The organism is Burkholderia puraquae (assembly GCF_002099195.1).
Classification (GTDB): domain Bacteria; phylum Pseudomonadota; class Gammaproteobacteria; order Burkholderiales; family Burkholderiaceae; genus Burkholderia; species Burkholderia puraquae.
This window is the reverse complement of the sequence record NZ_NBYX01000004.1, coordinates 237,678-264,573: the sequence shown is the minus strand read 5'-3', so window position 1 is coordinate 264,573 and position 26,896 is coordinate 237,678. Positions and strand designations below refer to the sequence as shown.

General features: G+C 69.6%; 23 protein-coding genes and 1 riboswitch. Of the genes, 8 read left to right on the top strand and 15 right to left on the bottom strand.

Annotated elements, in window-relative coordinates:
• Positions 1-27 precede the first annotated feature (27 nt).
• The 8 genes from B7G54_RS10560 to B7G54_RS10525 all read right to left on the bottom strand — a co-directional run bounded on the left by B7G54_RS10560 (position 28) and on the right by B7G54_RS10525 (position 8,738).
• The gene (locus B7G54_RS10560; RefSeq protein ID WP_085039049.1) at positions 28-1,113 is read right to left on the bottom strand and encodes an ABC transporter ATP-binding protein; all 1,086 of its coding nucleotides are present in this window, start codon (positions 1,111-1,113) and stop codon (positions 28-30) included.
• 49 nt (positions 1,114-1,162) lie between these two features.
• Positions 1,163-2,329 carry an ABC transporter substrate-binding protein gene (locus B7G54_RS10555; protein WP_085039048.1) on the bottom strand — a complete coding sequence of 389 codons (1,167 nt, stop codon included), beginning with the start codon at positions 2,327-2,329 and terminating at the stop codon, positions 1,163-1,165.
• Between the two features lie 323 nt (positions 2,330-2,652).
• Positions 2,653-3,228 carry an RBBP9/YdeN family alpha/beta hydrolase gene (locus B7G54_RS10550; protein ID WP_085039047.1) on the bottom strand — a complete coding sequence of 192 codons (576 nt, stop codon included), beginning with the start codon at positions 3,226-3,228 and terminating at the stop codon, positions 2,653-2,655.
• A gap of 16 nt (positions 3,229-3,244) precedes the next feature.
• A complete protein-coding gene (locus B7G54_RS10545) occupies positions 3,245-4,585 on the bottom strand; it encodes an MFS transporter (RefSeq protein ID WP_085039046.1) in 1,341 nt (446 codons plus the stop codon).
• A 171-nt stretch (positions 4,586-4,756) separates the two neighbouring features.
• Positions 4,757-5,812, bottom strand: a complete 1,056-nt coding sequence (locus tag B7G54_RS10540) for a beta-keto acid cleavage family enzyme (protein ID WP_085039045.1) — start codon at positions 5,810-5,812, stop codon at positions 4,757-4,759.
• A 120-nt stretch (positions 5,813-5,932) separates the two neighbouring features.
• Positions 5,933-6,781, bottom strand: a complete 849-nt coding sequence (locus B7G54_RS10535) for a TauD/TfdA dioxygenase family protein (protein ID WP_085039044.1) — start codon at positions 6,779-6,781, stop codon at positions 5,933-5,935.
• A gap of 10 nt (positions 6,782-6,791) precedes the next feature.
• Positions 6,792-7,772: a quinone oxidoreductase family protein gene (locus B7G54_RS10530; protein WP_085039043.1), complete on the bottom strand. Its 981-nt coding sequence runs from the start codon at positions 7,770-7,772 to the stop codon at positions 6,792-6,794.
• A gap of 18 nt (positions 7,773-7,790) precedes the next feature.
• Entirely contained in the window at positions 7,791-8,738 is a 948-nt protein-coding gene (locus B7G54_RS10525) for a universal stress protein (RefSeq protein ID WP_085039042.1), read from the bottom strand.
• A gap of 241 nt (positions 8,739-8,979) precedes the next feature.
• On the opposite strand from B7G54_RS10525, the gene B7G54_RS10520 reads away from it, so the two are divergent.
• The 3 genes from B7G54_RS10520 to B7G54_RS10510 all read left to right on the top strand — a co-directional run bounded on the left by B7G54_RS10520 (position 8,980) and on the right by B7G54_RS10510 (position 13,916).
• Positions 8,980-11,682, top strand: a complete 2,703-nt coding sequence (locus B7G54_RS10520; RefSeq protein ID WP_085039041.1) for a winged helix-turn-helix domain-containing protein — start codon at positions 8,980-8,982, stop codon at positions 11,680-11,682.
• Between the two features lie 222 nt (positions 11,683-11,904).
• On the top strand, positions 11,905-13,029 hold the full coding sequence (locus B7G54_RS10515; protein ID WP_085039040.1) for a porin: 1,125 nt from the start codon (positions 11,905-11,907) through the stop codon (positions 13,027-13,029).
• 182 nt (positions 13,030-13,211) lie between these two features.
• Complete coding sequence (locus B7G54_RS10510) at positions 13,212-13,916, top strand: glutathione S-transferase N-terminal domain-containing protein (RefSeq protein WP_085039039.1); 705 nt, start codon at positions 13,212-13,214, stop codon at positions 13,914-13,916.
• A 169-nt stretch (positions 13,917-14,085) separates the two neighbouring features.
• Here the strand turns inward: B7G54_RS10510 and B7G54_RS10505 are convergent, their stop codons facing one another.
• Positions 14,086-15,156 carry a DUF4034 domain-containing protein gene (locus B7G54_RS10505; RefSeq protein WP_165765570.1) on the bottom strand — a complete coding sequence of 357 codons (1,071 nt, stop codon included), beginning with the start codon at positions 15,154-15,156 and terminating at the stop codon, positions 14,086-14,088.
• 738 nt (positions 15,157-15,894) lie between these two features.
• A complete protein-coding gene (locus B7G54_RS10500; RefSeq protein WP_085039037.1) occupies positions 15,895-16,410 on the bottom strand; it encodes a MarR family winged helix-turn-helix transcriptional regulator in 516 nt (171 codons plus the stop codon).
• Positions 16,411-16,540: 130 nt separating this feature from the next.
• Here B7G54_RS10500 and B7G54_RS10495 point away from each other — a divergent pair, with 130 nt between their 5' ends.
• Positions 16,541-17,719, top strand: coding sequence for an MFS transporter (locus B7G54_RS10495; protein WP_085039036.1), 1,179 nt, complete (start codon positions 16,541-16,543; stop codon positions 17,717-17,719).
• Positions 17,720-17,749: 30 nt separating this feature from the next.
• Here the strand turns inward: B7G54_RS10495 and cobM are convergent, their stop codons facing one another.
• The 5 genes from cobM to B7G54_RS10470 all read right to left on the bottom strand — a co-directional run bounded on the left by cobM (position 17,750) and on the right by B7G54_RS10470 (position 21,991).
• Positions 17,750-18,478, bottom strand: a complete 729-nt coding sequence (gene cobM / locus B7G54_RS10490; RefSeq protein ID WP_085039035.1) for a precorrin-4 C(11)-methyltransferase — start codon at positions 18,476-18,478, stop codon at positions 17,750-17,752.
• Positions 18,479-18,521: 43 nt separating this feature from the next.
• Positions 18,522-19,253: a cobalt-precorrin-6A reductase gene (locus B7G54_RS10485; RefSeq protein ID WP_085039034.1), complete on the bottom strand. Its 732-nt coding sequence runs from the start codon at positions 19,251-19,253 to the stop codon at positions 18,522-18,524.
• Complete coding sequence (locus B7G54_RS10480; protein WP_085039033.1) at positions 19,250-20,338, bottom strand: cobalt-precorrin-5B (C(1))-methyltransferase; 1,089 nt, start codon at positions 20,336-20,338, stop codon at positions 19,250-19,252. Before B7G54_RS10480 ends, B7G54_RS10485 begins: the two co-directional genes overlap by 4 nt.
• Positions 20,338-21,600 (bottom strand): precorrin-6y C5,15-methyltransferase (decarboxylating) subunit CbiE, encoded by a 1,263-nt coding sequence (gene cbiE, locus B7G54_RS10475; RefSeq protein WP_085039032.1) that lies wholly within the window; start codon positions 21,598-21,600, stop codon positions 20,338-20,340. Before cbiE ends, B7G54_RS10480 begins: the two co-directional genes overlap by 1 nt.
• 124 nt (positions 21,601-21,724) lie before the next feature.
• Entirely contained in the window at positions 21,725-21,991 is a 267-nt protein-coding gene (locus B7G54_RS10470; protein ID WP_085039031.1) for a hypothetical protein, read from the bottom strand.
• 172 nt (positions 21,992-22,163) lie between these two features.
• Positions 22,164-22,354: riboswitch (cobalamin riboswitch) on the top strand.
• Between the two features lie 107 nt (positions 22,355-22,461).
• Here B7G54_RS10470 and cobG point away from each other — a divergent pair.
• From cobG to cobJ, 4 genes are read left to right on the top strand one after another with little or no spacing between them, the layout of a single operon-like run.
• Complete coding sequence (gene cobG, locus B7G54_RS10465) at positions 22,462-23,826, top strand: precorrin-3B synthase (protein ID WP_279628067.1); 1,365 nt, start codon at positions 22,462-22,464, stop codon at positions 23,824-23,826.
• A complete protein-coding gene (locus tag B7G54_RS10460) occupies positions 23,819-24,445 on the top strand; it encodes a precorrin-8X methylmutase (protein WP_085039029.1) in 627 nt (208 codons plus the stop codon). Before cobG ends, B7G54_RS10460 begins: the two co-directional genes overlap by 8 nt.
• Positions 24,442-25,176, top strand: coding sequence for a precorrin-2 C(20)-methyltransferase (locus B7G54_RS10455; protein ID WP_085039028.1), 735 nt, complete (start codon positions 24,442-24,444; stop codon positions 25,174-25,176). The genes B7G54_RS10460 and B7G54_RS10455 overlap by 4 nt, the downstream gene beginning before the upstream one ends.
• Positions 25,173-26,894, top strand: a complete 1,722-nt coding sequence (gene cobJ / locus B7G54_RS10450; RefSeq protein ID WP_085039027.1) for a precorrin-3B C(17)-methyltransferase — start codon at positions 25,173-25,175, stop codon at positions 26,892-26,894. The genes B7G54_RS10455 and cobJ overlap by 4 nt, the downstream gene beginning before the upstream one ends.
• Positions 26,895-26,896: the final 2 nt, after the last annotated feature.

Below are 26,896 nucleotides of genomic sequence, written 5' to 3'. Positions count from 1 at the left end.
GGTGTAACCGCGCTGCGGCCGCGCCGCTCATTCCGGCGCTCCCGGATAGACGAGCGTGCGTGACGGCGCCACGCGCAGCCGCAGCGGCTCGCCTTCCGCGAATTCGCCGGCCACGCGCGCCCAGATCGGGCCGAACGGCGTGACCGCGCGGATCAGCGAATCGCGGCCGCCGTACTCGACCGTTTCGATCGTCGCGTCGAACGTGTTTGCGTTGTCGCCGGCATCGTCTGCCCGCTCGATGTCGTCGGGCCGCAGCGCGACTGTAACGTCCTTCGCATCGAAGCTATCCATCGGCACGCCGGTGAGCTGCGCGCCGCCGGCTGCGATCTTCACGTAATCGCCGGCCGTCCCTTCCAGCGTGAACGGCAGCACGTTGCGATAACCCATGAAGCGCGCGACATGCAGGTTGTGCGGGCGCGTGTAGACATCCTTCGGCGTCGCGACCTGCTGCACGACGCCCTCCTTCATCACGACGATGCGGTCGGCCATCGACAGCGCCTCGTCCTGGTCGTGCGTCACGTAGATCGTCGCGCGTTCGAGCTGCGTGTGGATGCGGCGGATCTCGGCGCGCATCTCGATGCGCAGCTTCGTGTCGAGGTTCGACAGCGGCTCGTCCATCAGCACCAGCGGCGGCTCGATGACGATCGCGCGTGCGATCGCGACGCGCTGCTGCTGCCCGCCCGACAGTTGCCCCGGCAGCTTGCCCTCATGGCCGACGAGTTGCACGAGTGCGAGCGCCTGTTGCGCGCGCCGCCGCGTTTCCTGCTTCGGCACGCCGCGCATCTTGAGGCCAAAGCCGACGTTGTCGAGCACCGACATGTGCGGAAACAGCGCGTAGTTCTGGAATACCATCCCGAAGCCGCGGCGCTCGGGCGGCAGCACGTCGATGCGCGTGTCGTCGAGCCAGATGCCGCCGCGCGTGAGCGGCTGGAGCCCCGCGATGCAGTTGAGCGCAGTCGACTTGCCGCAGCCCGACGGGCCGAGCAGCGCAATGAACTCGCCGCGCCGGATCTCGAGATCGAGCCCGTCCAGCGCGGCGACCTGCGCGCCTTGCGCATTGGTGAAGCTGCGGCACACGCCATCGAGCCGCAGCCGTTCGAAACTGTGCTTCATTGCGCGAACTCCATCGACGCGGGCGCCGCGGCGCCCGCCGGCCCATGCGTCACTTCGACTTCTGCGAACCGATCTCGCGATCCCACTTCTGGAACGCGGCGACCATCGCCTGCGCACTGAGCGGCTGCACGTGCGGGCGATCCGCGAGGAGCTTCGCGTATTCGGGGCGGCCGAACTTGCGCACGACCTCCTGGCTGTGCGCGGGCGCCATCTCGAGCGTCACGCCCTTCACCGCCGGGCCCGGATAGAAGTAGCCGTCGTCGTAGGTCATCGCCTGTTGTGCCGGTTCGAGCAGGAAGTTCATCAGCTTGAACAGCACGTCGAGTTTTTCCTTCGGCACGCCTTTCGGAATCACCATGTAGTGCGCATCGTTGACCCACGTCATGTCGTCGAATGCCTGGATCCTGAACTCGGCCGGCACGATGCCCAGCGCGCGCGGGTTGAGATCCCAGCCGGTGACGGACACGGTCATGTCGCGCGTGCCCTCGCCGAGCTCCTTCATCACGGCCGACGTGCCGCCCGGGTAGTACGGCACGCAGTCGTTCAGCGCCTTGAGGAACGCCCAGGTCTTGTCCCAGCCGTTGATCGGATCCTGCGGATTCTTGTCGCCGAGCACGTACGGCAGCCCCATCAGGAACGTGCGGCCGGGGCCCGAGTTCGCCGGGCGCGCGTAGATCAGCTTGTTCGGGTGCGCCTTGCACCATGCGAGCAACTGGTCGGGCGTCTTCGGCGGGTTGCTCACCTTCGCCGGGTTGTATTCGAGCAGCGGGCCGGCCGGCATGTAGGTGACTTCGAGGCCGAAGCCCTGCGCGAGATCCTGCATCTTGCGCGGGCCGGACGCGTATTTGTCGAGCACGCCGGGGAACGCGGCCGCGTCGTCGGGCAGCAGCTTCAGCCACAGGTTCTGCTCGATGCCGGCGGCCAGCGCGTCGGTGCCCGTCAGCACGAGGTCGATGTCAGCGCGCCCCGCCGCCTGCATCGCCTTGATCTTGCCCGGCAACTGCGGCGCGGGCGCGTTCGTGAACGTGACGGTCGATACGAGGTTCGGGTTCTTTTCCTTGAAGGCTTCGATGGCCTTCTGCGTGAGCTGCAGGTTGCCCGCGACATCGACGATGTTCAGCGAGACGGGGGCGGCAACGGCTGCCGCGGCCGACAGCGTGAAACCCAGGGCGAGTGCGATCCGGCGGACACGGCGAGCGATCGTGGTGGCGTTCATGTCTCCTCACTTCGGTCGGTGGATGGGACCTTTCTTTTCAGGAAATCATGACGGCGTTATACGATGTCGGTCAACAAAAAACCGCGGCGCACGGGGCGGGACTTTCCCTGACAAACACCTTCCGTTTGTTGACGATTTACGTGCCGACCTCTGCGATGGAGCCGTGCGGCGTTGCTTGTTCGGCGTGTTAAGACGTCGTATCTCGGCTGGCAGCGAAATGGAATCGAATGGAATCGGTTTGGGGCCGCATCGCGGCCCGATGGCGACGGGAGGCGCGCCGGGCGCCCGGTCGGACGCGGCGCGTGGAATACACGAATAGCCAGTCAGGCCGCGCCGAGTGCGGCCACTTCGGCGATCAGCCGTTCGGCATCCTGCCATTCGCCATACCCGGACGCCGGATTCAGGTGCCCGACCTCCCCCAGATCGACGAGCTTGCTGCCCCACCCCGCCGCCAGCGCCGCGATACGTTCGAAACGCGCGAGCGGATCGTTTCGGCTCGCGGCGACGACGCTCGGAAACGGCAGCCGTTCGGTCGGTACCGGCGTCCAGCCGTTCGCGTCGATCGCATCGGGCGCCGGGTAGCCGGCAGGCATCGGCGACTCGAGATCGGCGGGCGCCGCAAGCAGCGCGCCGTGGATCTTGCGCGTGGCCTGCCGTGCCCAGTGCACCGTGATCATCACCCCCGCGCTGTGCGCGACGAGAATCACGGGGCCGTCGATCCCGGCCAGCGCCGCATCGAGCGCCGCGACGCGTGCGGCGCGGCTCAGCTTGTCGGCTTCGAGCGGCGCGACGGCGCGCGCGTTCGGCAGGCGCCGTTCGAGGTGCGTCTGCCAGTGGTCTTCGACATGATCGCGCAAGCCGGGCACGATCAGGATGGTGGGGGTGGTCGTCAGGGTCATGCAGTCTCCGAAGCGTTCAGGAAAGGTGGGATGCGCGCCGTTCGCGTTCGACGCGCGCGAGATCGGCCACGTAGCTTGCGCGTCCGATCGCGAACAGCACGGCGGCCATGAGCGGCACGACGGGAATCCATTGCAGTGCGCCGACGAGCCCGGCGCGATCGGCAACCCACCCCGTCAGCAGCGGGCCCGGCGCCATGCCGAGCAGGTTGTTGGCGAGCGTGAGCGTGGCGAACGCCGACGCGTGGATCGCGGCCGGCGTCAGGTTCGCGACCATCGCGCCCGACGCACCGGATGCACCCGCGCCGACCAGCATCCCCGCGCAGATCAGTGTGAGCTGCAACGGCCCGGGCGGCAGCCGGAACGCGATCAGGAGGCACACGCCCGTCAGCACGCAATACGCAATCGCGGTCAGCCACTTGCGCTTGCCATCGGTCTTGCCGACGCGGTCGGTGACGATCCCGCAGCCAACCATCCCCACGCCCGCGAGCAGCACGAAGCCGGCCGCGAGCACCGCCGCGCGGTCGGGCGCCATCGCGTAGTAGCGGTTCAGGTAGCTCGGCAGCCACGCGAACAGCGCGCCCGGCACGAACAGGTGCAGCCCGCTGCCGAGATACGCGCAGATCACCGAACGCGACGCGAACAGCCCCGACATCAGCGCGCGCACGCTGGCGCGCAGGTCGCGCGGCGCACTGGCGTCGCACCGGCACGGTTCGGTGCCAAGTTCGGCCCGATAAGCGGCGAGCCGCCGCTCGGTCACGACGCAGCGATAGGCGACGAGCAGCACGATGCCGAGCGCGGCCATCACGCCGAACGACCAGCGCCAGCCGAGATGCGCGCCGACCAGCCCGCCGAGCGCCATCCCGAACACGGAGCCGAACGCGCCGCCGGCCATGAACGCGCCGGTCAGCGTCGCGCGCAGGCGCGCCGGAAAAATGCTGAGGATCAGCGCGACGCCGACGCTGCCGTAAGCGGCTTCGCCGAGCCCGACGAGGCCGCGCGCGACGAGCATTTCGGCGTAGCTGGTCGACAGCGCGCAACCGAGCGTCGCGATGCTCCACAACGCGGCCATCAGCACGATGCTGCGCACGCGCCCGAAGCGGTCGGCGAGCACCGACAGCGGAAACGTCAGCAGCCCGACCAGCAGCGCGACGACGCCGGACAGCGAACCGAGCTGCGTGTCCGACAGCGCCCACGCGTGCTTGAGCAGCGGGAATACGGCGTTGAGCACCTGCCGCGACATGTAGTCCGACAGCAGCAGGCCAACGGTCAGCCCGAACACGAGCCACGCATACGCGGGCGCGCGCCGGCCGGCGGCGGCGGCGCCCTGCATCGACGGCTCGACATGATGGATCAGCATGCGTGTCTCCTCCGGCGCCGGAGCGGTCGTGCTCCGGCGCGGCTTGCGTGGCCCCGCTCCGTTGACCGGAGTCCGCCCCCGCGCCATGCGCAGGGGTGGGTGCCACGCCACAACGATCGGCGGGCGGCGGCCGCCACGGCCGCCAACCGGGATGTGCGGATGCGCGGCGCGTCAGGCGGCCCGCAGCGGCACGCTCACCTGGCCCGGCCGGCGGTTCGGCGCCATCCCGAGGTGCGCAAGCGTCTCGTCGATGCCGTCGTACTGCACGCCGATCCGGTAGATCGCCTTCGCCTCCTTGCCGGTCGCGATGTCGCGGCCGAGTTCGCGCGCGATCCGTGCGCACTGCTCGACCTGCTGCACCGACGTCATCCGGTTGCCCTTCTGGTCGATGATCGTGTCCTCGATCCCGCAGCGCGGATGCAGGCCCAGCGCCATCGCGACCGTGTTGATCGGCAGCACGTTCTTCATCAGCGATTCGAGCGTGATGCACGCGCCGTCCGGGCAGCGCCGCACGAATTCCATGAAGTTGTACGGATTCGGGCCGTCGAAGCCGCCGCCGATGCCGACCCACGTGACGTTCAGCGGGCCGCGATAGACGCCGCGGCGGATGATCCGTTCGAGCGTTTCCAGCGCGTGCATGCCGGTGAGCTGGAAATGCGGCTGGATGCCGGCCGCCTGCAGGCGGCGCAGGTGCTCGTCGACCCAGCCGGGGCCGGCCGGCACGGTCATCTCGCGGTACGCGTCCCACAACGCGGCTTCGTTCAGCGACGTGCCGGCGATATCCTTGCGATCCATCAGCTCGGTGATGTTCATCTGCACGGTGTTGATCGCGACCGTCACCTGGTCGGGCTTCGGCGTCAGCTCGGCGAGCATGTGGCGCGTGTCGTCGGACAGCCATTTCGCATCGGCGCCCTCGCCTTCCGGCGCGAACGAGATCGAGCCGCCCACCTGCAGGATCATGTCGGGCACCGCCTCGCGCAGCCGGCCGAGCAGCTCGTTGAACTTCGACAGTCGCTTGCTGCCCTTGCCGTCGAGTTCGCGCACGTGCATGTGCAGTACCGTCGCGCCCGCGTTGTAGCAGTCGACGGCCTTCTGCACGTGCTCGTCCATCGTCACCGGAATGTCTTCCGGAAAATCGGCGGGCATCCATTCGGGGCCGTACGGCGCGACCGTGATGACTACCTTGTCCTGGTTTTCCGGGTGCAGCGAATCGTCGAGAAATTGCATGTCGTCCTCCAGTGGAAATCGTTGTATTTCGGGCGTACGGGCGTGCGTATCCCGCCGCGCCGGGCGGGATGCCCGGCGCGTTGCATGGGTTTTCAGAGATCGGTTACGGTGCGAGCGCGCTCAGAACGGCACGTCGCCGACGATGCCCGCGCGCTCCATCCGGCGCACGCACGGCGGGTAGTCCATCACCGCGTAGTGCTGGGTGCTGCGGTTGTCCCAGATCGCGACGCTGTTCTTCTTCCAGCGCCAGCGCACCTGGTATTCGGGGATAGCGGCCTGGCTGATCAGGTACTGCAGCAACTGGCCGGCGCCGGGATTCGCGTCCTGCCCGACGCGCACGCGCGCGGGCGTGTGGAAGTTCGTGAAATGCGTGGTGAACGCGTTCACGTACAGCACCTTCTCGCCCGTTTCGGGATGCGTGCGCACGACCGGGTGCTCGGCGTCCGGGTACTGCGCCTTCAGTGCGAGGCGCTTGTCGATCGGCATCGCCGCGCCGAAGCTCGCCTCGATGCTGTGGCGCGCGCGCAAGTCGTCGATCTGCTGCTTCACGTGCACCGGCAGGCGCTCGTACGCGAGCACCATGTTCGCCCACATCGTGTCGCCGCCAACCGGCGGACCGTCGATGCAGCGCAGCACACAGCCGAACGGCGGCGCCACGCGCCAGCTCGCATCGCTGTGCCACGCATTCTCGTAGCGGTCGTTCGGCTGGTCGGGCGACTTGTAGATCCGCACGAGCCCCGGGTGCTCGGGATCGCTGCCTGCAACCGGATGATCCTCGAGTTCGCCGAAGCGCCGCGCGAACGCGACATGCTCGGCGCGCGTGATGTCCTGCTCGCGCAGGAACAGCACGCGATGCCGCAGCAGCTGCGCGCGGATCTCGGCGAACAGGCCGTCGTCGTGCACGGCGTCGGCGAGGCTCACATCCAGCAGTTCCGCGCCGATCGCGCAGGTCAGGGGTTCGACTCGCATGCGCGTCTCCTCAGACGATGAATACCGACGAACCGGTCGTCTTGCGCGATTCGAGATCGCGATGCGCCTGCGCGGCGTCCTGCAGCGCATAGCGCTGGTTGATCTCGATCCGGATCCGGCCGGCGGCGACGTGCGCGAACAGTTCGCCGGCCAGGTCGTTCTTCTCGGCCGGATCGGCAATGTAGTCGGCCAGCGCCGGACGCGTCAGGTACAGCGAGCCCTTCATCGCGAGGCGCTGCGGATCGAACGGCGGGATCGGGCCCGACGCGGTGCCGACGCACACCATCAGCCCGCGCCGCTTCAGCGAATCGAGCGAGCCTTCGAAGGTGTCCTTGCCGACGCTGTCGAACACGACGTCGACGCCCGCGCCATCCGTCAGCTCGCGCACGCGTTTCGCAACGTCCTCGCGGCTGTAGTCGATCGTATGGTCGCAGCCGTGCGCACGGGCAATCCCGGCCTTGTGCTCGCTGGATACGGTGCCGATCACCGTGAGCCCGAGCAGTTTCGCCCATTGCGACACGATCAGCCCGACGCCGCCGGCGGCGGCGTGCAGCAGGATCGTGTCGCCCGGCGCGAATGCGTGGATGCGGCGCAGCAGGTAGGCCGACGTCAGGCCGCGCATCGTCATCGCCGCCGCCGTCTCGCACGAAATGCCGGCCGGCAGCCGCACGAGCGGCGCGGCGGGGATCAGCCGTTCGGTGCTGTACGCGCCGAGGGTGTTCAGGAAGCCCGTGTAGGTCACGCGGTCGCCGACGGCGACATTCGTCACGCCGGGGCCAATGGCTTCGACCACGCCGGCCGCCTCGACGCCGAGGCCGGCAGGCAGCGGCACCGGATACAGGCCGCTGCGGAAATACGTGTCGGCGAAATTCAGGCCGACCGCGTCGTGGCGCAGGCGTACCTGGCCGGGGCCGGGGTCGCCAACGTCGACTTCCTCCCAGCGCAGGACCTCGGGGCCGCCGGTTTCGTGGAATCGCACTGCATGTGCCATCTTGTTCTCCGTATGGTGTCAGTCGGATGCGCGTCGCGCATCGTCGGGTTCGTTCGGTTCGTTCGCGCGTGGCGGTGTCGCGGCTGCGCCGTCCGCCAGCAATTCATCCAGCCCGGCCCAGTCCGCGTCGCCCAGGTAGCGCCGCGCGGCCGGGAAAATCACGCCTTCCATCCGCCCCATCTGCTCGAACGCGCCGTGCGCATAGCGGGCGAGCGCCGTGTCGAAGGCGGCCGACGGCAACCCGTCCGCGGCGATCCGGGCAAGCGCATCGAGCGCTTGCGCGTCGCGCTGCCGCTGGCGGTCGAGTTCGTCCAGTTCGGCCGCGACGCACTCCGCCCGGACGCGCAATACCGCGAACAGGCGCGCTTCGATGGCCGAGCCGGCACGGGCACGCTGCAGGGCGGCGAGCGATGCCGGCGCACCCTGCGCGCCGGCCGCTTGCCGCTGCGGCGCGACTGCGCCCGCGTCCGCGCCGGCCGCCATCAGCGCATGCAGCAACCCGCCGACTGCGCGATGCGCATCGAGGCAACGCGCCATCACGCGCGCCTCGGCAGGCGATCGCCGCGACGTGCACACGAGCACCGGCACGCCGCTCGTCGCGAGCAGGTGCTGCCGTTGCGCGCAGGCCGCCGCATCGGCATCGTGCGGCAGCGCTGCGACGCCGATCAGGTCGCAGCCGAGCGCGGCCGCCAGCGCGCCGGGCGCTGCGTCGGCGGCCGCCGGATGGCCGGCCCCCGGATGGCCGGCCCCCGCGATCGCATGGGACAGCCCCTGCGCCCGCGCGGCGGCTTCCACTTTCGCACCGTGCTCCGGCAGCCGCGCTCCGGATAAACGCGAGTCCGGCGCGGCGCCGGGCAGCACGAACGTGACCCGGGCGCCGACCGCACGCGCCAGTTCGAGCGCATGGCCGATCGCGTCGATGCCGCCGGGCGTGCCGTCGACCGTCACGAGCAGATGGCGGTACATCGTGCCGCTCCGCTTATCCGGCGAGCGGCGTGCTGCGCCGCGTGCCGGTCGATACGATGTTCATGGCCCCTCCTCATTGCGTTCGTCATGCATCGGAACCCATGCTATCGATGCGGTGCCGGTGCGGCCCCACTCGTCGCGGGGGGGATTGACGCGCGAATGCGGTTCGACCGATCCTTCCCCCCACACCCACCCCGGACGCTGGCCTGCACGGCACCGCCGGATTCCGACTGCTGCCCCGATGGCCCACCCACCCGATCGCGCCGACGCGCCTCCCACCGAACTGGTCCTGAAGACGACCGCGCCGCGCGTGCCGGCGCAGTTGCTGGCCCGCGCGCGGCTGAGCCTCGCCGCGCCCGCTTTCGACGGCCGGCCGGTCACGCTCGTGCAGGCGCCGGCCGGTTACGGCAAGACGTCGCTGCTCGCGCAATGGCGCCGCGAAACCCTCGCACTCGGCCGCGCGGTCGTGTGGCTGTCGGCCGACGAGCGCGACGATGCCGCGCGGTTGCTGCAGGGGCTCGTGCAGGCGGTGCGAACCGGCTGCGCGCGGCCCGGCTTCGGGCGCCTGATCCCGGTCGGCGCGGCCGACGCGGCGCGTGCGCTGGAGGGCGTGACCGCGTGGCTGGCCGAGGTCGCGCAACTGTCGATCGATGCGCTCCTGATCGTCGACGATGCGGAGCGGCTGCCGCCGGCCGGCCTCGATGCGCTGACCTACGTGCTGCACAACGCGCCGCAAAACCTGCATGTCGTCGTCGCCGCGCGGCGCGGGCTCGATCACGTGGCCGGCGATCTGCTCGCCGGCGGGCAATGCACGCTCGCGGGCCCCGACTGGCTGCGTTTCACGCTCGACGAGACGATCGCGCTGGTCAGCGCGCGCTTTGCGCAGCGGGTCGACGCCGACGCGTGCGCGCGGCTGTTCGAACGCGTCGACGGCTGGCCGCTCGGCCTGCAGCTCGCGATGGCCGCGATGGCGCGCTCGACCGACCCGCGCCAGGCGGTCGACGCGCTCGCCGCCCGCGTGGACGGCACGCGCGACCGCCTCGTCGAACTGCTGCTCACGAACCTGTCGGCCGACGACACGGCATTCCTGACCCGCACGAGCGTCGCCGATCGCCTGCATCCGTCGCTGTGCGCCGCGCTGCTCGACGATGCGGACGCGCCCGACCGTCTCGCGCGGCTCGCACGCGACACGCCGCTGTTCATTGCGTCGGACGATTCGGACTGGTGCCGGCTTCATCCGCTCGTGCGCGACACGCTGCGCGACCGCCTGGCCGCGGGCCCCGACGCCGAGCGCAGCGCGCTGCACGCGCGTGCGGCCGCCTGGCTCGACGCACACGGGATGACCGCGGAAGCCGCCCGCCACGCGTATGCGGCCGGCCAGTTCGAGGTGGCGTATGCGCTCGCGCAGCGCTGTCTCGAGGACGCGATCAAGCAGGGCCGCATCAACGACGTGCTCGACTGGCTCGCGCTGCTGCCCGATGCGGAACTCGACAAGCGTCCGACGCTGCGCGTCGCGGTGGCATGGGCGCTGGCGCTCGGCGAGCGCCATGTCGAGGCGCGGCGCCAGATCGCGGGCATCCTCGCGGATACCGGCACGCCTGCGGCGATGCGCTACGAATGCGCGCTGATCCTCAGCGCGGCCGCGTATTACGCCGACGAAATCGACCGCTTCGTCGAGCTGTTCGAACCGTGGGCCGACTTCACGCCGCCCGCGGCGACGTGGCTCGCGCAGATGCACGCGAACCGGCTGTCGGCGCGCGCGATCATCGTCGGCGAACCGGCGCAGGCGCGCCGCTTCCAGCACGCCGCGCCGCGCGGCGAGACGGCGGCCGGGTTCGGCTATGTCGCGCGCTGGGGCGAGCTGATCACGGGCCTGAGCTACCTGCGCGAAGGCCAGGTCCGGCTCGCCGACGACGCGCTGTCGCCGGCGCTGGCACGCGCGGAAGCCGATCTCGGGCGCCGCCATCCACTCACCTGCATGCTCGCGGCGATGTGCGCGGCGCTCGCGTACGAGGCCGACCGCGTCGACCAGGCCGCCGCGCTGCTCGCGAACCGGCTCGATGTGCTCGAACACTCGGGCACGCCCGATACCGTGCTGCTCGGCTATTGCACCGCCGCGCGCATCGCGCTGCTGCGCGGCGTCGAGCATCGCGCGATCGACCTGCTCGAGGCGCTCGACGCGATGGGCGTCGCGCGCCGCCTGCCGCGGCTGTCGGTGGCGAGTCTCGCTGAGCAGGTGCGCATTCATGCGGCGCGCTATCGCGAGGCAACCTGCCATGCGCTCGTCGAGCGGATCGATGCGATCGCTGCAGCCGAATTTCCGTCGCACGGGCCGTTGTGGCGGCGCCCCGTCGTGCTGCTGCAGGCGACCGCACACGCGGGCGCGGCACTGGCCGCCCGCCGCTGGGACGACGCGAGCGCCGCGCTCGACGAAGCAGCGGTGCTGGCCCGCGAAATGAACATGGGGCAGGCGCGCATCGAGATCATGGCGCTCAGCGCGTTCGCGCTCGAACAGTCGGGCGGCGGCGGCCGCGCGCTGCTCGACGAGGCGATGAACCTCGCGGACCTGTTCGGGCTGACGCGCACGCTCGCCGACGCGCATCCGGCCATCGCCGACTGGGCACGCCGCGCCGGCGACGAAGCGGCCGCGGGCACCGGCCCCGCGCGGCACGCGCTGCCGCAGCCGCGCATCGTGCCGCCCGCCCCGCGCGCCGCGGCCAGCCCGCGCGCGGTGCCGAGCGTCGTGCTGACGCCGAAGGAGCGCGCGATTCTCGAGCTGCTCGCACGCAACCTGTCGAACAAGGAGATCGCGGTGGCGCTCGCCGTCGGCGAGGAAACCGTGAAGTGGCACCTGAAGAACCTGTTCGGCAAGCTCGACGCCAGTTCGCGCAAGCATGCGGTACGCCGCGCGCTGGTGCTCGGCCTGCTCGAAAGCGCGCCGTAACGCCGGTTCCGCCAATCGGGCGTGCCGGCGCGCCCGCCTCCCGCCGATTCTCCGCAACCCTGCCCCCCGCGCATGGGGGGGAGCGGCCGCCCGCCGTTGCGTAGTCTTTCCGCACGGCTCGCACGGGCGATGCAGGTCACGCCTTCCCGCCAGCCTCGATGCTTCCCCGCTTCACCCGGACGGGCTCGATCCCGTCCGGTCCAATACGACCCTGGAGACTCCATGAAGACGAAACTGGCCGCGCTCGCGGCGCTTGCCGGCTGCTCGGCGCTCGTGCACGCGCAATCCTCCGTCACGCTCTACGGCGTGATCGACTCGGGCCTGCTGTACCAGAGCACGTCGGCGGCGTCGTTCAGCCCGACCGCGCCGAATACGGGCAAGGTGTTCCGCATGAAGGACGGCGGCATCTACTCGAGCTTCTGGGGCATCAAGGGCAGCGAGGACATCGGCGGCGGCTACAAGGTCAACTTCAAGCTGCAGGGCTCGTTCGACAGCGGCACCGGCAAGCTGCAGCTGAGCGATACGCCGGGTGCCGTCGCGATCTTCAACCAGGTCGCGTCGCTCGGCGTGTCGGGCCCGTTCGGCTCGGTCACGGCCGGCCGCCAGATCGTGCCGATGATCTACGCGATGGCCGACACCGACGTGCGCAACGCGCAGTTCTTCGGCAGCGTGCTGATCGCCTGGCTCGGCCTGAACACGGCGGCCGGCTGGTCGGGGACCAGCACCAACGCAGCGATCGGCGCGCTGTACGACAGCAATGCGCTCGTCTACCAGTCGCCGATCTTCGCGGGCGCGTCGATTGCGCTCGAATACGCGCCGGGCGGCGTCGCCGGACAGTTCCAGGGCGGCACGCGCGAATCGGTCGTGCTCAGGTATGCGAACTATGGGCTGAACGCCTCGGCCGTCTACTACAACGGGCACGACACGAGCCCGGCGCCGGGCGTCGCCCCGACCGGCGTCGACAACAACCGATTTATCTACGTCGGCGCGAAATACACGATCCGCGATTTCTCGGTGTCGGCGTCGTACGGCAATGGCCGGAATCCGTCGCATGCGGACAAGGTGAACCTCGACATGCTGTCGGCCGGCGTCGGCTATCGCTTCACGCCCGCGCTGCAGGTCACGTCCGCCGTGTATTACCTGAAAGACCGCAATCGTTCGGAGAACCGGTCGACGGCGGTCGTGCTCGCGGCCGACTACAGCCTGTCGAAGCGGACGATGGTCTATGCGCAGGTCGGCCACGTGAACAACCGCGGCACGATGAACCAGATGCTCGTGTACGGGCAGCCGGTCGCGCCGGGCGTCGGCACGACGGCCGCGATGGTCGGGCTGCGGCACAACTTCTGACGGCTGCCGGCGATGCCTGGCGATACAGCGGCGGTCGCGCGCGGCCACCGCCTGCATCGATCCGCGGGATCGGCTACAGTGGGCGTTTTCGGCGCGCTCCGCCCCGCCGCCGCGCCGTCGACCGTGGCGAGTGCGGCAGCCTGGACGGAGCGCGGAACATTCACTTCGACGAGCGAACCTTCATGCCCGACCTGTCCGCCTTCCCGATCACGCAAAAGTGGCCGGCCCAGCATCCCGACCGTCTCCAGCTCTACTCGCTGCCGACGCCGAACGGCGTCAAGGTGTCGATCATGCTCGAGGAAACCGGCCTGCCGTACGAGCCGCACCTCGTGCGCTTCGACACGAACGACCAGCTCTCGCCCGCGTTCCTGTCGCTGAATCCGAACAACAAGATCCCGGCGATCATCGATCCGAACGGCCCGGACGGCAAGCCGCTGCCGCTGTTCGAATCGGGCGCGATCCTGATCTATCTCGCGGACAAGACGGGCCAGTTGATCCCGAAGGATCTCGCGGGCCGCTACGAGACGATCCAGTGGGTGATGTTCCAGATGGGCGGCATCGGGCCGATGTTCGGCCAGGTCGGCTTCTTCCACAAGTTCGCCGGCCGCGATTACGAGGACAAGCGCCCGCGCGACCGCTACGTCGACGAGTCGAAGCGCCTGCTCGGCGTGCTCGACGCGCATCTCGCGAACCGCCAGTGGGTGATGGGCGATACCTATACGATCGCCGACATCGCGATCTTCCCGTGGGTGCGCAACCTCGTCGGCTTCTACGAAGCGGGCGATCTCGTCGGCTTCAGCGAATTCCGGAACGTCGCACGGGTACTCGACGCGTTCGTTGCGCGTCCGGCTGTTGCGCGCGGGCTCAATATTCCGGCACGGGGCTGACCGGCTGCGCGGGCGTGTGCTGTGCGGGCTGCGGCCCGTGACTTGCGCCGCCCGCCGCATTGCGCGGCGGGCTTATGGGGATCATCGCCACCATCCGATTTTGCGGACAGTCGCACGGAATCCGGAGCCATTTTCCGCGCATGACTGCTTCCACGTGAGCAGTATTTCGCTATCCCTGCAATGCCCACGCAAGATTTTTTTCGGCATCTCTATTACCTTGTTCTGCGGCGCGGCGAAACAACTTGATCGCACGCTCCTTGTCACGGGGCACTGAAATTCCAAACCAATAGAACTTGCCCAATTCATTTTCGGAGAAATCATCACCCAGCTCGGCGGCCTTTTCGTAGTCTTTAATCGCTCGTTCGGGCTGTTTCATGCCTTGATAAATGGCGCCCCTTTTTGAAAGGGCGTAACTGTTATTCGGGTTCATGCTGATCAGCTTCGACAAAGGTTCAACTGCTTGCTCGTACTTGCGCTCGTGGATGAGTACGTTGCTCATTTGTGTCAGCATGTCGCGGTCGTTCGGCATCAATGCGAGCGCCTGGGCGTAAGCCTTTTCTGCACCGGGATCATCCCTGTCGCGGTACATGACCCAGCCTTTATCTGCAATGACCATCGCGTCGAACTCTCGTAGCGCCGTTGCCGGCAGGGGGAACCGCCGACACTCGTCGACAAAGTCCGCCATCCGTCTAGGGCTCCCGCCCCATCGTGTCTGTATCGAAATGAGATAGGTGCGCCTGACCACTATGTTGCCGGGATCCTTTTTGATGGACTGGTCGAGCAGTTCGCGGCTTTCCTTGTTCGTACCAGCAAGCGCCTTCCAGATCTCGATCTCCTCCATATATGACACGGTGGGCTTTGCAGTCAATCCAGTAGACTTCGATAGATCGCGGAGAGCCATGCTGTGATAGGCCCTCATTCCCGCGAACTGTTGCTCGCTGGTACTCCGAGCATATGCGGTGCCGCGCCTGACCCATCCCATTGCCTCGTAGTACATTCCGCGCGCTAACAACGCCGCATATGACTGCGGAAACCGCGCAACCCACTGGTCGAACCTTGGTTCCAGGTCGGGGTCGGCGAAGTAAAGCGCACGAAATGCCTCGACCACCCGCTCGTCGCTGATCGAGCCGTGCTCGAATGCCTGCTGAACGGCATTCAGCGCATGATCCAGCTCGGCAAATCGGCCTTCCTTAAGCTGGGCGAGCCTCTGCGCCGCATCGGGGTCAGTCGTCTCCGCCATGCACCCGACAGCGTGAAATGCGAAACATATCCAGCTACAGAGCAAGATTCTTCGAATCATTTTAGGTGCCTGTACCAGTGAATACTTCAGATCAATCGCAATCGCAGTGTCTGAGTATTTCCCGCGGTCATTCTTATAAGTTATGTTCCATTTTCCCAACCCTGTATGTTGGCGAAATCACCTACTTTCGAAGTCCGGTATCCAGGTACGCGATTGTCGATCGAATCCAATTCGACTCCAGGCGGCACTCAGACATTACACGCTGACCATGGGCGCCCCGTCGACACGTTTCGCCATTGAAACGTTTTTTTACGCGCGCTCGATAGCAGGATTTCAAAATCCATGACTGAACGTCCATGCTGCGATTCTCGCGCGTGCGAATCCGGCTGATTTGTGAGCCATGGATTCAACCAGGGCCGGCTGCCGACCATTCATTACGACGCGACCTTTCTGCCGGAACCACCCTCGAAAAACGCAAGTGGCAACTCACGTATCGGATCGACGGACGCGAAGTCGATGCTTTCCTGCCTTGTCCTACTGTGGCCTTTTCGTGTCAGGGGGGAGGCGCAATTGCATTGGCTCTCTACCTTCCCAGGAAATGACAGGACTCGTTCAAACTTTGGACGTCCGTTTCGGAGCAACGCGACCGGCCGCTCCGAGTCGGCAAGCGACGTCCACGGAAATTCACGAAAAATTCTTTTGCCCGCCGCGTGCGTTTGCATCACGCCTCCGGCGGCGCTACTTGCCGTCCGCCCCTTCCGCCGCCCCGCCTTCCAGCCCCGCCAGCAGCTTTCCCAGCAGATCCGACAACTGCGCTTGCTCCGCATCCGACAGCACGGCCAGCAGCGCGCGCTGATTGTCGATGTGCGCGACGACCGCTTCGTCGATCAGCGCGCGGCCGGCATCCGTCAGCGCGACGAGCGTGCCACGCCCGTCGGCCGGGTTCGGCCGGCGCTCGACCCAGCCGGCTTTCTGCAGCCGGTCGATGCGCGCGGTCATCCCGCCCGACGACATCATCAGCGCGTCGTACAGCGCCGTCGGCGTCAGCGCGAACGGCGCCCCGCCGCGCCGCAGCGTCGCGAGCACGTCGAATTCGCCCGGCTGCATCCCATAGCGCGCAAACAGCGGATTGAGACGGTCGCGCGCGATCACGAGCGCGGCTTCCTGCAGCCGTCCCATCACCACCATCGACGACGCGTCGAGATCCGGACGCTCGGCGCGCCATTGCGCGAGCGCATGCGCGGCTCGATCCATTAACCCTCCTCGGCTCACCAGTTATCTTGACGTCGAGATAAATCAGCACTTATCTTGATGTCGAGATACTTTACCTGAAAAACGCGCGGCGCCTCATTGGACGCCGCGCATCGATATCGAGGGCCATGCAATGAATCGCTTCACTTCCCCCGGATGGCGGCTTGCCGCCATCGTGCTCGTCGGGCTGAACCTGCGGCCGGCGCTCGCCGCGGTCGGCCCGCTGCTCGACATGATCCAGCGCGCGACCGGCATCGGCGACGGCGCGGCCAGCCTGCTGACGACGATTCCGATCCTGCTGATGGGGCTCGGCGCGCTGAGTGCGCGGCGCCTTCAGCGTGTGACCGGCATCGCGGGCGGCGTATGGCTCGGCGTCGCGCTGATCGGGCTGGCCTGCGTGTCGCGCGTCGGCGCGCAGCACGCGTGGCTGCTGCTCGCGAGCGCCTGCTGCGCGGGCGTCGGGATCGCGATGGTGCAGGCGCTGCTGCCCGGCTTCGTGAAGGCGCATTTCGCGACGCGGATCGGCGGTGCGATGGGCGTCTATTCGACGTCGATCATGGGCGGCGCCGTGCTCGCGAGCGTCGTCGCGCCGTTCGCCGCGGCCCGCTGGGGCTGGCTCGCCGCGCTCGCGGGCTGGGCGCTGCCGGCCGCGGTGGCTGCGCTGGCCTGGCCGCTGGCGAGCCGCGGCGGCAACGTGCTCGCCGCCGGGCCGACGTCGGCCTCGAATGCGCAGCCGTCGCGCTCGCCGCGCGCGTGGCGGCTCGCGCTGTTCTTCGGCATCGCGACGGGCGCGTACACGCTCGTGCTCGCGTGGCTGCCGCCGTACTACATGCGGCTCGGCTGGTCGCCGACGGCAGCCGGCAGCCTGCTCGGCGGCGTGACGCTCGCGGAAGTCGTCGCGGGGCTCACGATCTCGGCAACGATCGACCGCCTGCCCGATCGCCGGCCCGCGTTGCAGGCGGCGATCGCGTCGCTGTTCGTCGGCTTGCTGGTGATGCTGGCCGCGCCCGAAGCGCTCGCGTTGCCGGCGGCGCTGCTGATGGGCGCGGGGATCGGTGCGCTGTTTCCGCTGTCGCTGATCGTCACGGTCGACCATGCGGCGACGCCGGCCGATGCCGCGTCGCTGACGGGGTTCGTGCAGGGCATCGGCTACTTGATCGCCGGGCTGTTCCCGTTCGCGGCAGGCATCGTGCGCCAGCATCTGGCGGACCTGACGCCGGCGTGGGTGGCGATGGCCTGCCTGTGTGTCGCGCTGTTCGCGCTGGCGGCGGGGTTTGCGCCGCGGCTGGCGCGGCAAGCGGCGCGGGCCTGACCGGCCCGGCGGCTCATGGCGTCGGCGTGCTCAGCCCGCGCTCGCGTACAGCGTCGAATCTGCAAACCCTTCCGCGTCGAGCACGCGCCCGATCAGGATCAGCGCGGTGCGCTCGATCTGCGTGTCCTGCACCTTGCCGACGATGTCGGCGAGCGTGCCGGTCACGCGTTCTTCATCCGGCCAGCTCGCGCGATAGATCACCGCGGCCGGGCAATCGGCGCCGTAATGCGGCAGCACTTCATCGACGATACGGGCGAGATGACGCACGCCGAGATGGATCGCAAGCGTCGCGCGGTGCGCGGCGAGCGCGCCGAGCGCTTCGCCTTCCGGCATCGTCGTCTTGCCCGCGAAGCGCGTGAGAATCACCGTCTGCGCGACGCCAGGCAGCGTCAGCTCGACGCCGAGCGTCGCCGCGCACGCGGCCGTGGCCGTTACGCCCGGCACGATTTCGTATGGAATCCCGAGCGCCTTCAATCGGCGAATCTGCTCGCCGATCGCGCCGTACAGCGACGGGTCGCCCGAATGCACGCGCGCGACGTCCTGCCCCTTCGCGTGCGCGCCGGCGAGCAGCGCGACGATGGCGTCGAGGTCGAGCTCGGCCGTATTGACGACCTGCTCGGCACGATGGCCGTCGAGCACGGCGGCCGGCACCAGCGAACCCGCATACAGGATCACCGGGCACGTGCGCACGAGGCGCTGGCCCTTCACCGTGATCAGCTCCGGGTCGCCGGGGCCCGCGCCGATGAAATACACCGTCATCGAAAAATCTCCGTCAATTCATGGGATGACCGGCCGCGCGGCGTCATGCGCGCGCGGCCGGATCGAGCGCGTCGATGAGCGCCGCGGCCGAATCGAACGCGCGGTCGGCGTCGGGCAGCGGCGGCCGGCGCAGCATCACGACCGGCAGCCTGCGTTCGCGCGCGACGTCGAGCTTGGCTTCGGTCGCCGCGCCACCGCTGTTCTTGCTGACGACGACGTCGACGCCCATCAGCGCGAACAGCGCGCGCTCGCCATCGAGCGTGAACGGCCCGCGCGCGGCGACGATCTGCGCACGCGCGTTGCCGGGATGCGCGTCGAGGCAGCGCACGAGCCAGAACTGGTGCGGCGGGATCGCATCGAGATGCGCGAGCGGTTCGCGGCCGAGCGTGAACAGCGGCCGCTTGAACGGCGCGAGCGCGGCTTCGATGCCGGCCCAGTCGTCGACCATGCGCCAGTCGTCGCCGGGTTGCGGCGACCACGGCGCGCGGCGCAGCGCCCACAGCGGCACGCCCGCTTCATGCGCCGCGGTTGCTGCATTCGCGCTGATTTGCGCGGCATACGGATGCGTCGCGTCGATCACGAGGCCGATGCCGGCACTGCGCAGATACGCGGCCAGCCCGGCAGCGCCGCCGAAGCCGCCGACGCGAACGTCGCAGCGCAGGTCGTCGGGTACCTTGCCGAGGCCGGCCAGGCTGTAGACGTGACGGGGCCCGAGCGCGCGTGCGATTTTCAACGCATCGCCGGTGCCGCCAAGCAGCAGGATGCGCGCGCTCATCGCGCCTCCCCGACGAAGCGGCCCTGCCGGTCGATCGCGAACATCTCGACGGCCACCGACGGCGGCACGATGTCGCGCGCGACGCGCAGCGCGTGCGCGCAGACGAGATCGCCGAGCGGCACGCCGTCGGCGTGCGCGAGCTTCAATGCTTCCTGGCTCGTGTTCGCGGCGCGCATCGCGGCCTGCAGTGCCTCGCTCGCACCGGCCTCGGCCGCCCATTGCGCGAGCAGCGGCAGGTCGATGCTCGAATGGCGGCTGTGCAGGTCGAGATGGCCGGCCGCGAGCTTGCTCAGCTTGCCGAAGCCGCCGCACATCGACAGCCGCGCGACCGGCGCACGCCGCAGGTGCTTGAGCACCGCGCCCGCGAAATCGCCCATCTCGATCAGCGCCATGTCGGGCAGGCCGTAGTGCGTGCGCATCGCGTCCTCGCTTGCGTTGCCCGTGCATGCGGCGATATGCGCGATGCCGTTCGCGCGCGCGACGTCGATGCCCTGATGAATCGACGCGATATAGGCCGAGCACGAGAACGGCCGCACGATGCCGGTCGTGCCGAGGATCGACAAACCGCCGACGATGCCGAGGCGCGGGTTCATCGTCTTCAGCGCGAGCGCTTCACCGCCTTCGACGCCGATCGTCACGTCGAAGCCGCCCGCATAGCCATGTTCGGCCGCCAGCGCTTCCAGGTGCGTCGTCATCATCTGGCGCGGCACCGGGTTGATCGCCGGTTCGCCGACCGGCAGCGTCAGCCCCGCGCGCGTGACCGTGCCGACGCCCGGCCCCGCATGAAACCGCGCGCCGGGCGCCGCCGCGAGCGCGACACGCGCGAAGATCAGCGCGCCGTGCGTGACGTCCGGATCGTCGCCGGCATCCTTGATCGTACCGGCTTCCGCACCGTCGGCCGTGGCCCGGCAGAACTCGAGCCGCATCATCACGCGCTGCCCCTTCGGCAGCACGATCTCGACCGCGTCGTCCGCCTGGCCCGCGAGCAGCAGCCGCGCGGCGGCGAGCGACGTCGCGGTCGCGCAGCTGCCGGTCGTGTAGCCGAAGCGTAGCGGCGCGGGGTGTTCGGGGGTCTCGTCGCGCATCACGCGTCCGTTGTGTGCGTCGTGGCCGACGATGTGGTCGTGCCGGCCATGCCCGCCGTTTCGGGCTTGCGCACGTCGTACAGCGTGACCGGCAACGGCTGTCGCCACGCATCGAAGCGGCCGAGCGGCTCGGCGTGTGCGAGCGACACGCGCGTCAGCGTGCCGCCATGCGCATCGCGCCACGCGGCGAGCGCCATCTCGCCCTGCAGCGTGACCGCGTTCGCGACCAGCCGGCCGCCGGGCTTCAGCGATGTCCAGCAGGCGTCGAGCACGCCGGGCGCGGTCGCTCCGCCGCCGATGAAGATCGCGTCGGGCGCGGCGAGCCCCGCGAGCGCATCGGGGGCGCGGCCCGCGACGAGCTGCAGGCCCGGCACGCCGAGCGCGTCGCGATTGTGCTCGATGAAGCGCTGCCGCTCCGCATGCGCTTCGATCGCGATCGCCTGGCATGACGGATGCGCGCGCATCCATTCGATGCCGATCGAGCCGCTGCCGGCGCCGACGTCCCACAGCAGCTCGCCGGGCACGGGCGCAAGGCGCGCGAGGGTCATCGCGCGCAGGTCGCGTTTGGTGAGCTGGCCGTCGTGACGGTACGCATCATCGGGCAAGCCGGGCGTGAGCGCGCGGCGCGGCGCGTCGGGGCCGGCCTGGCAATCGAGCGCAACCAGATTGAGCGCGGCCGTTTCGTCGACGCGCCAGTCCTGCGCAAGCCCATCGAGACGCCGCTCGAGCGGGCCGCCCAGATGTTCGAACACGCTGATGCGCGTCGGCCCGAAGCCGCGCGCGACGAGTTCGGCCGCGACGGCAGCCGGCGTCCGGCCGTCGGCGCTCAGCACGAACAGGCGGCGGCCGGGCAGCAGGTGACGCACGAGCGTCGCAAGCGGACGGCCGACGAGCGAGACCGCGCCGACATCCTGCAGCGCCCAGCCGAGGCGCGCGGCCGCGAGCGACAGCGACGACGGCGCAGGCAACACGCGCCATTCGTCGGAGGAAAGCTGGCGCGCGAGCGTGGCGCCGACGCCGAACAGCATCGGGTCGCCGCTGGCGAGCACGCAGACGGGCGACGCGCGACGCGCGAGCACGCCCGCGAGATCGAACGGCGACGGCCACGTTTCGCGCGCGGCCGGCAGCCGCGCGGGCAGCATGTCGAGATGCCGCTTCGCGCCGACGACGAGCGTCGCGTCGAGCAGCGCGCGGCGCGCGCGGCGCCCGAGCCCCGCGTAACCGTCGTCGCCGATGCCCACTACCGTCAGCCACGCCGTCATGCACCCTTCCCCATCGTTCGATTTCATCCCGTTTGTTGCGATGCGCGGCGGCCAGGCCGCTGCGCGTTGATTCGTTCATGTGCCGTACGCGTCGCCTGCCCGCCAGGGCGATACGGCCACGACATCAGCCGAGCGGCACGCCGACGACAAAGGTCAGCAAGGCCAGATACATGCCGCCGATCGATGCGATCAGCAGCCAGCCGAGCAGCAGCCACATGAGCGGCCGCCCCCCGCGTTTCCTGTACAGGAACGTGCCGCCCGCCACGATCGGCACGCCAAGGCCGGCGAGCCCGACATTCTTCGGCCACTCGGCCGACGGTGCAAGCGGGATCAGTATGCACGCGAGCAGCATCCAGGCCGGGATGGCCAGCAGGCCCAGCGCGATGCCCATGCCGAACAACTCCGTCCTGGCGAGTTTCATAGCGGATGCCGGCGGTCGCCGATCGGGTGTCGAGCCGCCAATCGTACCATTTGCGAGATAGCTCAAAAGCGGCTGCGGCCGTGCTGCGACGCGGTTGTGCGACGCATCGCCGATGCCGGATCGTTGCGAAAATCGGGTATCCTACGGCCGTTCGTTCGCCGGTGCCCTTCGGGGCCGAAGAGGGAACACAGGGCGCGCCACGCGCCGCTGTGGCTGCCCCCGCAACTGTAGACAGCGAGCCGATCTCCCCCTCATGCCACTGGTTCCACCGGGAAGGCCGGGAGCCGGCGCCGACCTGTCAGCCAGGAGACCTGCCGGCCAGAAAGTGCGTGCGTGCCAGTCGGCGTCGGGCGGGGTGTACCGATGCGTTGGCCGCGGCGCGACACTGTCCCGGTACCCCGTTGAGTTCCGCTCCCGATTCGATTCCTGCGTCGCCCATCGTGCGCCCGTCGGCCTGCCCGGGGCTCGTGCGCGTGGTCGCGGCCGCCGATGGCGGACTGTGCCGGATCAAGCTGCCGGGCGGCCGGCTCGATGCGCGCCAGGCGCGTGCGATCGCCGCCGCCGCGCGTGCGTTCGGCTCCGGCGCGATCGACGCGACCAATCGCGCGAATCTCCAGTTACGCGGCATTCGCGACGGCGCGGCCGACGCGCTGACGCGCGCGTTGCTCGACGCGGGTCTCGGCCCGCCCGTCGATGCAACTGCGGACGCCAGCGCCGATACGGCCGCGCTCGCCGCGAGCGACGACGTCCGCAATCTGATGCTCAGCCCGCTCGCCGGCCACGACCCTGCCGCGCTCGTCGACAGCCGCGCGCTCGCCGCGCCGCTCCTCGACATGCTGGCGCGCGAGCCACGCCGCGGCGAGCTGTCGCCGAAATTCTCGATCCAGCTCGACGGCGGCGAATCGGTTGCGGCGCTCGACCATCCGCACGACATCTGGCTGGCCGCCTGGCGTCGCGGCGACGGCGCGGTGCGCCTCGCGGCCGGGCTGGCCGGCTGCCCGCCGGTCGCGCACGGCGACCCGCCCGCTTCGGTCGATGTCGCGCCCGATCAAGCTGCCGCGCTGGTTCGCGCGCTGCTGCTCGCGTTCCTCGATCGTGCGCCGGCCGACGTCACGCGAATGCGCGCGCTGCTCGCAACCTGCGGCGAACGCGCACTGCTCGAACGCGCGCAGCAATACCTGCCCTTCCCGCTTGCAACCGATCCGGCGCTCGCCGGCTGGCGCCGCACGCGCACCGACCCGGCGCTGCGTTTCGGCGTGCGCCCGTCGCGCGATGCGGCGCGCTGCAACGTCGGCGCGCAATTCGCGCTCGGCCGGCTCGATGCAACGCAACTGGATCGACTCGCCGCGCTGGCCGAAACCGATGGCGACGGCACGCTGTCGATGACGCCGTGGCAAGGCGTGTTCCTGCATCACGTATCGCACGAACACGCACCGGCCACGCTCGATGCGCTCGCGTCGCTCGGGCTCGTCTGCGCATCGTCCGACCCGCTGGCGGCGCTCGTCGCGTGTACCGGCAGCGCGGGCTGCGCGAAAGCGCGCGCCGACACCAAGCACGACGCACTCGCGCTCGCCGCGCGCATCGGCCACGCGGTCGACGTGCACCTGACCGGCTGCGAGCGCCACTGCGCGCTGCCGCATCCCGCGACGCACACGCTCGTCGCGGTTGCGCCCGCGCATTACGACCTTTACCGGCGCGACGCCGCCGCGGGCCTCGGCGCCCCGCTCGCGCGCCATCTCACGATTGACCAGGCCGCGGCCCGACTGACGGGCGCGCGGCACAGCCAGGACACCACCGATGCTTGACTACATTCGCGACGGGCAGGAAATCTACCGCCAGTCGTTCGCGACGATCCGCACCGAGGCCGACCTGTCGCAGGTTCCGCCCGATCTCGAGAAGCTCGCGGTGCGCGTGATCCATGCGTGCGGGATGGTCGATGTCGTCTACGATCTGCGCTTCTCGGCCGGTGCCGGCACCGCGGGCCGTACGGCGCTCGCGGCCGGCGCGCCGATCCTGTGCGACGCGCGGATGGTCGCGGAAGGCATCACGCGCGCCCGGCTGCCGGCCGACAATCGCGTGATCTGCACGCTCGGCGAGCCCGAGGTGCCCGATCTCGCCCGGCATCTCGGCAACACGCGTTCGGCCGCCGCACTCGAACTGTGGCGTCCGCACCTCGCCGGCAGCGTCGTCGTGATCGGCAATGCGCCGACCGCGCTATTCCACCTGCTCGACATGATCGACGCCGGCGCGCCGCGCCCCGCGCTGATCCTCGGCTTCCCGGTCGGCTTCATCGGCGCGGCCGAATCGAAGGCGCTGCTCGATGCCGACAGCCGCGGCGTGCCGTACGTTGCGCTGCTCGGCCGGCGCGGCGGCAGCGCGATGGCGGCTGCGGCGGTCAATGCGCTCGCGACGGAGGTCGAATGACGACCGCGCGCGGACGCCTGTTCGGGGTCGGCGTCGGCCCCGGCGATCCCGAACTGATGACGATCAAGGCGCTGCGTGTGCTGCAGGCCGCGCCCGTGGTCGCGTATTTCGTCGCGAAAGGCAAGAAAGGCAATGCATACGGCATCGTCGAAGCGCACCTGCAGGACGGGCAGACGCAACTGCCGCTCGTCTATCCGGTGACGACCGAGGCGCTGCCGCCGCCGCTCTGCTACGAGACGGTGATCGCCGACTTCTACGACACGGCCGCCGAGGTCGTCGCCAATCACCTCGACGCGGGGCGTGACGTCGCGGTGATCTGCGAAGGCGACCCGTTCTTCTACGGCTCGTACATGTACCTGCACGACCGCCTCGCGCCGCGCTACGACACCGAGGTCGTCCCCGGCGTATGCGCGATGCTCGGCGGCACGGCCGTGCTCGGCCAGCCGCTCGTCTATCGCAACCAGAGCCTGTCGGTGCTGTCGGGCGTGCTGCCCGAGCACGAATTGCGCACGCGGCTCGCGCAGGCCGACGCAGCCGTCGTGATGAAGCTCGGCCGCAATTTCGACAAGGTGCGGCGCGTGCTCGACGAGCTGGGGCTCGCGAAGCGCGCGCTGTATGTCGAGCGCGCGACGATGGCGAGCCAGCGCATCGTGCCGCTCGACGAAGTCGACCCGATGGCGTCGCCGTATTTCTCGCTGCTCGTCGTGCCGGGGGAAAAATGGCAAGGATGACGACTCCGCCCGCGATCGTGATTCTCGGCGCGGGCGCGCTCGATACCGCGCGGCGCATCCAGGCGCGCTATCCGGGTGCGCTCGTGCATGGCCTCGCATCGCGCGTCGCGGCCGACGTGCCGTTCGACGATCTCGGCACGCACCTGCGCGAACTCTATGCACGCGGCCTGCCGATCGTCGCGCTGTGCGCGGCCGGCATCGTGATCCGCTGCATCGCCCCCGCGCTTGCCGACAAGGGCGTCGAGCCGCCCGTGCTCGCGGTTGCGGAAGACGGTTCGGCGGTCGTGCCGCTGCTCGGCGGGCTGACGGGCGTCAACGTGATCGCGCGCGAAATCGCCGCATGCGTCGGCGTCGCGCCGGCGATCACGACGAGCGGCGAACTGCGCTTCGGCGCATGCGTGCTCAATCCGCCGGAAGGCTATGCGCTTGCCGATCTCGCCCAGGGCAAGCGCTTCGTGTCCGACCTGCTCGCGGGCGCGTCGACGCGCGTCGACGGCGCGGCGCCGTGGCTCGACGACGTCGCGCTGCCGCGCGACGACGCGGCCGCCCACGCGATCCGCGTGACACCCGATGCATGGCGCGGCACGCGCGACGAACTCGTGATTCATCCGCGCAGCGTGGTGGTAGGCGTCGATGCGCACGCTGTCCACGCGGATGAAGCGCTCGCTGCGCGCATCGACGCCGCGCTCGATGCGCAAGGTCTCGCACGGCTGGCGCTCGCGGCCATCGTTGCGCCTGCATCGGCAATCGGTGATGCCGTGCTCGAGGAAGCGGCACAAACACTCGACGTGCCGCTGCGTTTCGTCGAGGTCGATGTCGATGCCGACGGCGACGCACCAACCGATGCGACCGCCCTGCTCGACCGCGCGCTGCGCGTCGTGCACACGCTGCGCGCAACGACGAACGGCATCGCGTGCGCGGTCGCGTCGCATCCGGTCGATCCCGCCACGCTCGGCCGCGCACGCGGCCGCCTGACGGTGCTCGGCCTCGGCCCGGGCGGCGCCGCGTGGCTCACGCCGGCCGCGCGCGCCGCGCTCGCGGAAGCGACCGACATCCTCGGCTATACGACCTACGTGAACATGGCCGGCCCGTTCCGCGACGACCAGCGCGTGCACGGCACCGACAATCGCGAGGAGATGCAGCGCGCGCGCCACGCGTTCGAGCTCGCGGCCGAGGGCCGGCGCGTCGCGGTCGTGTCGTCGGGCGACCCCGGCGTGTTCGCAATGGCTGCCGCCGTGCTCGAGGCGCTCGACGAAGCGCGCGACCCGCAGTGGGCCGCGGTCGACCTGCGCGTGGAGCCCGGCATCTCGGCGTCGCTCGCGACGGCAGCTCAAGCCGGCGCGCCGCTCGGTCACGACTTCTGCGCGATTTCGCTGTCGGACAACCTGAAGCCGTGGGACGTGATCGAGACGCGCCTGCGGCACGCGGCGCAGGCCGATCTCGTGATGGCGTTCTACAACCCGATCTCGCGTGCGCGGCCGTGGCAGCTCGATCGTGCGCTCGACGTCGTACGCGCGCACCGCACGGCCGATACGGTGGTCGTGCTCGGCCGCGACATCGGCCGGCCCGGTGCGACGCTCGCGACGACGACGCTCGGCGCGCTGCGCAGCGACCAGGTCGACATGCGCACGATGGTGATCGTCGGCTCGTCGACGACGCGGCGCTTCGCGATCGGCAACGGACGCGAGTGGGTCTATACGCCGCGCTGGTATCGCTGAGC

Excerpts from the sequence above, each read along its gene's own strand:
- B7G54_RS10560 (WP_085039049.1), bottom strand. The coding sequence starts at position 1,113 with ATGAAGCACAGTTTCGAACGGCTGCGGCTCGATGGCGTGTGCCGCAGC.
- B7G54_RS10555 (WP_085039048.1), bottom strand. The coding sequence starts at position 2,329 with ATGAACGCCACCACGATCGCTCGCCGTGTCCGCCGGATCGCACTCGCC.
- B7G54_RS10550 (WP_085039047.1), bottom strand. The coding sequence starts at position 3,228 with ATGACCCTGACGACCACCCCCACCATCCTGATCGTGCCCGGCTTGCGC.
- B7G54_RS10545 (WP_085039046.1), bottom strand. The coding sequence starts at position 4,585 with ATGCTGATCCATCATGTCGAGCCGTCGATGCAGGGCGCCGCCGCCGCC.
- B7G54_RS10540 (WP_085039045.1), bottom strand. The coding sequence starts at position 5,812 with ATGCAATTTCTCGACGATTCGCTGCACCCGGAAAACCAGGACAAGGTA.
- B7G54_RS10535 (WP_085039044.1), bottom strand. The coding sequence starts at position 6,781 with ATGCGAGTCGAACCCCTGACCTGCGCGATCGGCGCGGAACTGCTGGAT.
- B7G54_RS10530 (WP_085039043.1), bottom strand. The coding sequence starts at position 7,772 with ATGGCACATGCAGTGCGATTCCACGAAACCGGCGGCCCCGAGGTCCTG.
- B7G54_RS10525 (WP_085039042.1), bottom strand. The coding sequence starts at position 8,738 with ATGTACCGCCATCTGCTCGTGACGGTCGACGGCACGCCCGGCGGCATC.
- B7G54_RS10520 (WP_085039041.1), top strand. The coding sequence starts at position 8,980 with ATGGCCCACCCACCCGATCGCGCCGACGCGCCTCCCACCGAACTGGTC.
- B7G54_RS10515 (WP_085039040.1), top strand. The coding sequence starts at position 11,905 with ATGAAGACGAAACTGGCCGCGCTCGCGGCGCTTGCCGGCTGCTCGGCG.
- B7G54_RS10510 (WP_085039039.1), top strand. The coding sequence starts at position 13,212 with ATGCCCGACCTGTCCGCCTTCCCGATCACGCAAAAGTGGCCGGCCCAG.
- B7G54_RS10505 (WP_165765570.1), bottom strand. The coding sequence starts at position 15,156 with ATGGCGGAGACGACTGACCCCGATGCGGCGCAGAGGCTCGCCCAGCTT.
- B7G54_RS10500 (WP_085039037.1), bottom strand. The coding sequence starts at position 16,410 with ATGGATCGAGCCGCGCATGCGCTCGCGCAATGGCGCGCCGAGCGTCCG.
- B7G54_RS10495 (WP_085039036.1), top strand. The coding sequence starts at position 16,541 with ATGAATCGCTTCACTTCCCCCGGATGGCGGCTTGCCGCCATCGTGCTC.
- cobM (WP_085039035.1), bottom strand. The coding sequence starts at position 18,478 with ATGACGGTGTATTTCATCGGCGCGGGCCCCGGCGACCCGGAGCTGATC.
- B7G54_RS10485 (WP_085039034.1), bottom strand. The coding sequence starts at position 19,253 with ATGAGCGCGCGCATCCTGCTGCTTGGCGGCACCGGCGATGCGTTGAAA.
- B7G54_RS10480 (WP_085039033.1), bottom strand. The coding sequence starts at position 20,338 with ATGCGCGACGAGACCCCCGAACACCCCGCGCCGCTACGCTTCGGCTAC.
- cbiE (WP_085039032.1), bottom strand. The coding sequence starts at position 21,600 with ATGACGGCGTGGCTGACGGTAGTGGGCATCGGCGACGACGGTTACGCG.
- B7G54_RS10470 (WP_085039031.1), bottom strand. The coding sequence starts at position 21,991 with ATGGGCATCGCGCTGGGCCTGCTGGCCATCCCGGCCTGGATGCTGCTC.
- B7G54_RS10460 (WP_085039029.1), top strand. The coding sequence starts at position 23,819 with ATGCTTGACTACATTCGCGACGGGCAGGAAATCTACCGCCAGTCGTTC.
- B7G54_RS10455 (WP_085039028.1), top strand. The coding sequence starts at position 24,442 with ATGACGACCGCGCGCGGACGCCTGTTCGGGGTCGGCGTCGGCCCCGGC.
- cobJ (WP_085039027.1), top strand. The coding sequence starts at position 25,173 with ATGACGACTCCGCCCGCGATCGTGATTCTCGGCGCGGGCGCGCTCGAT.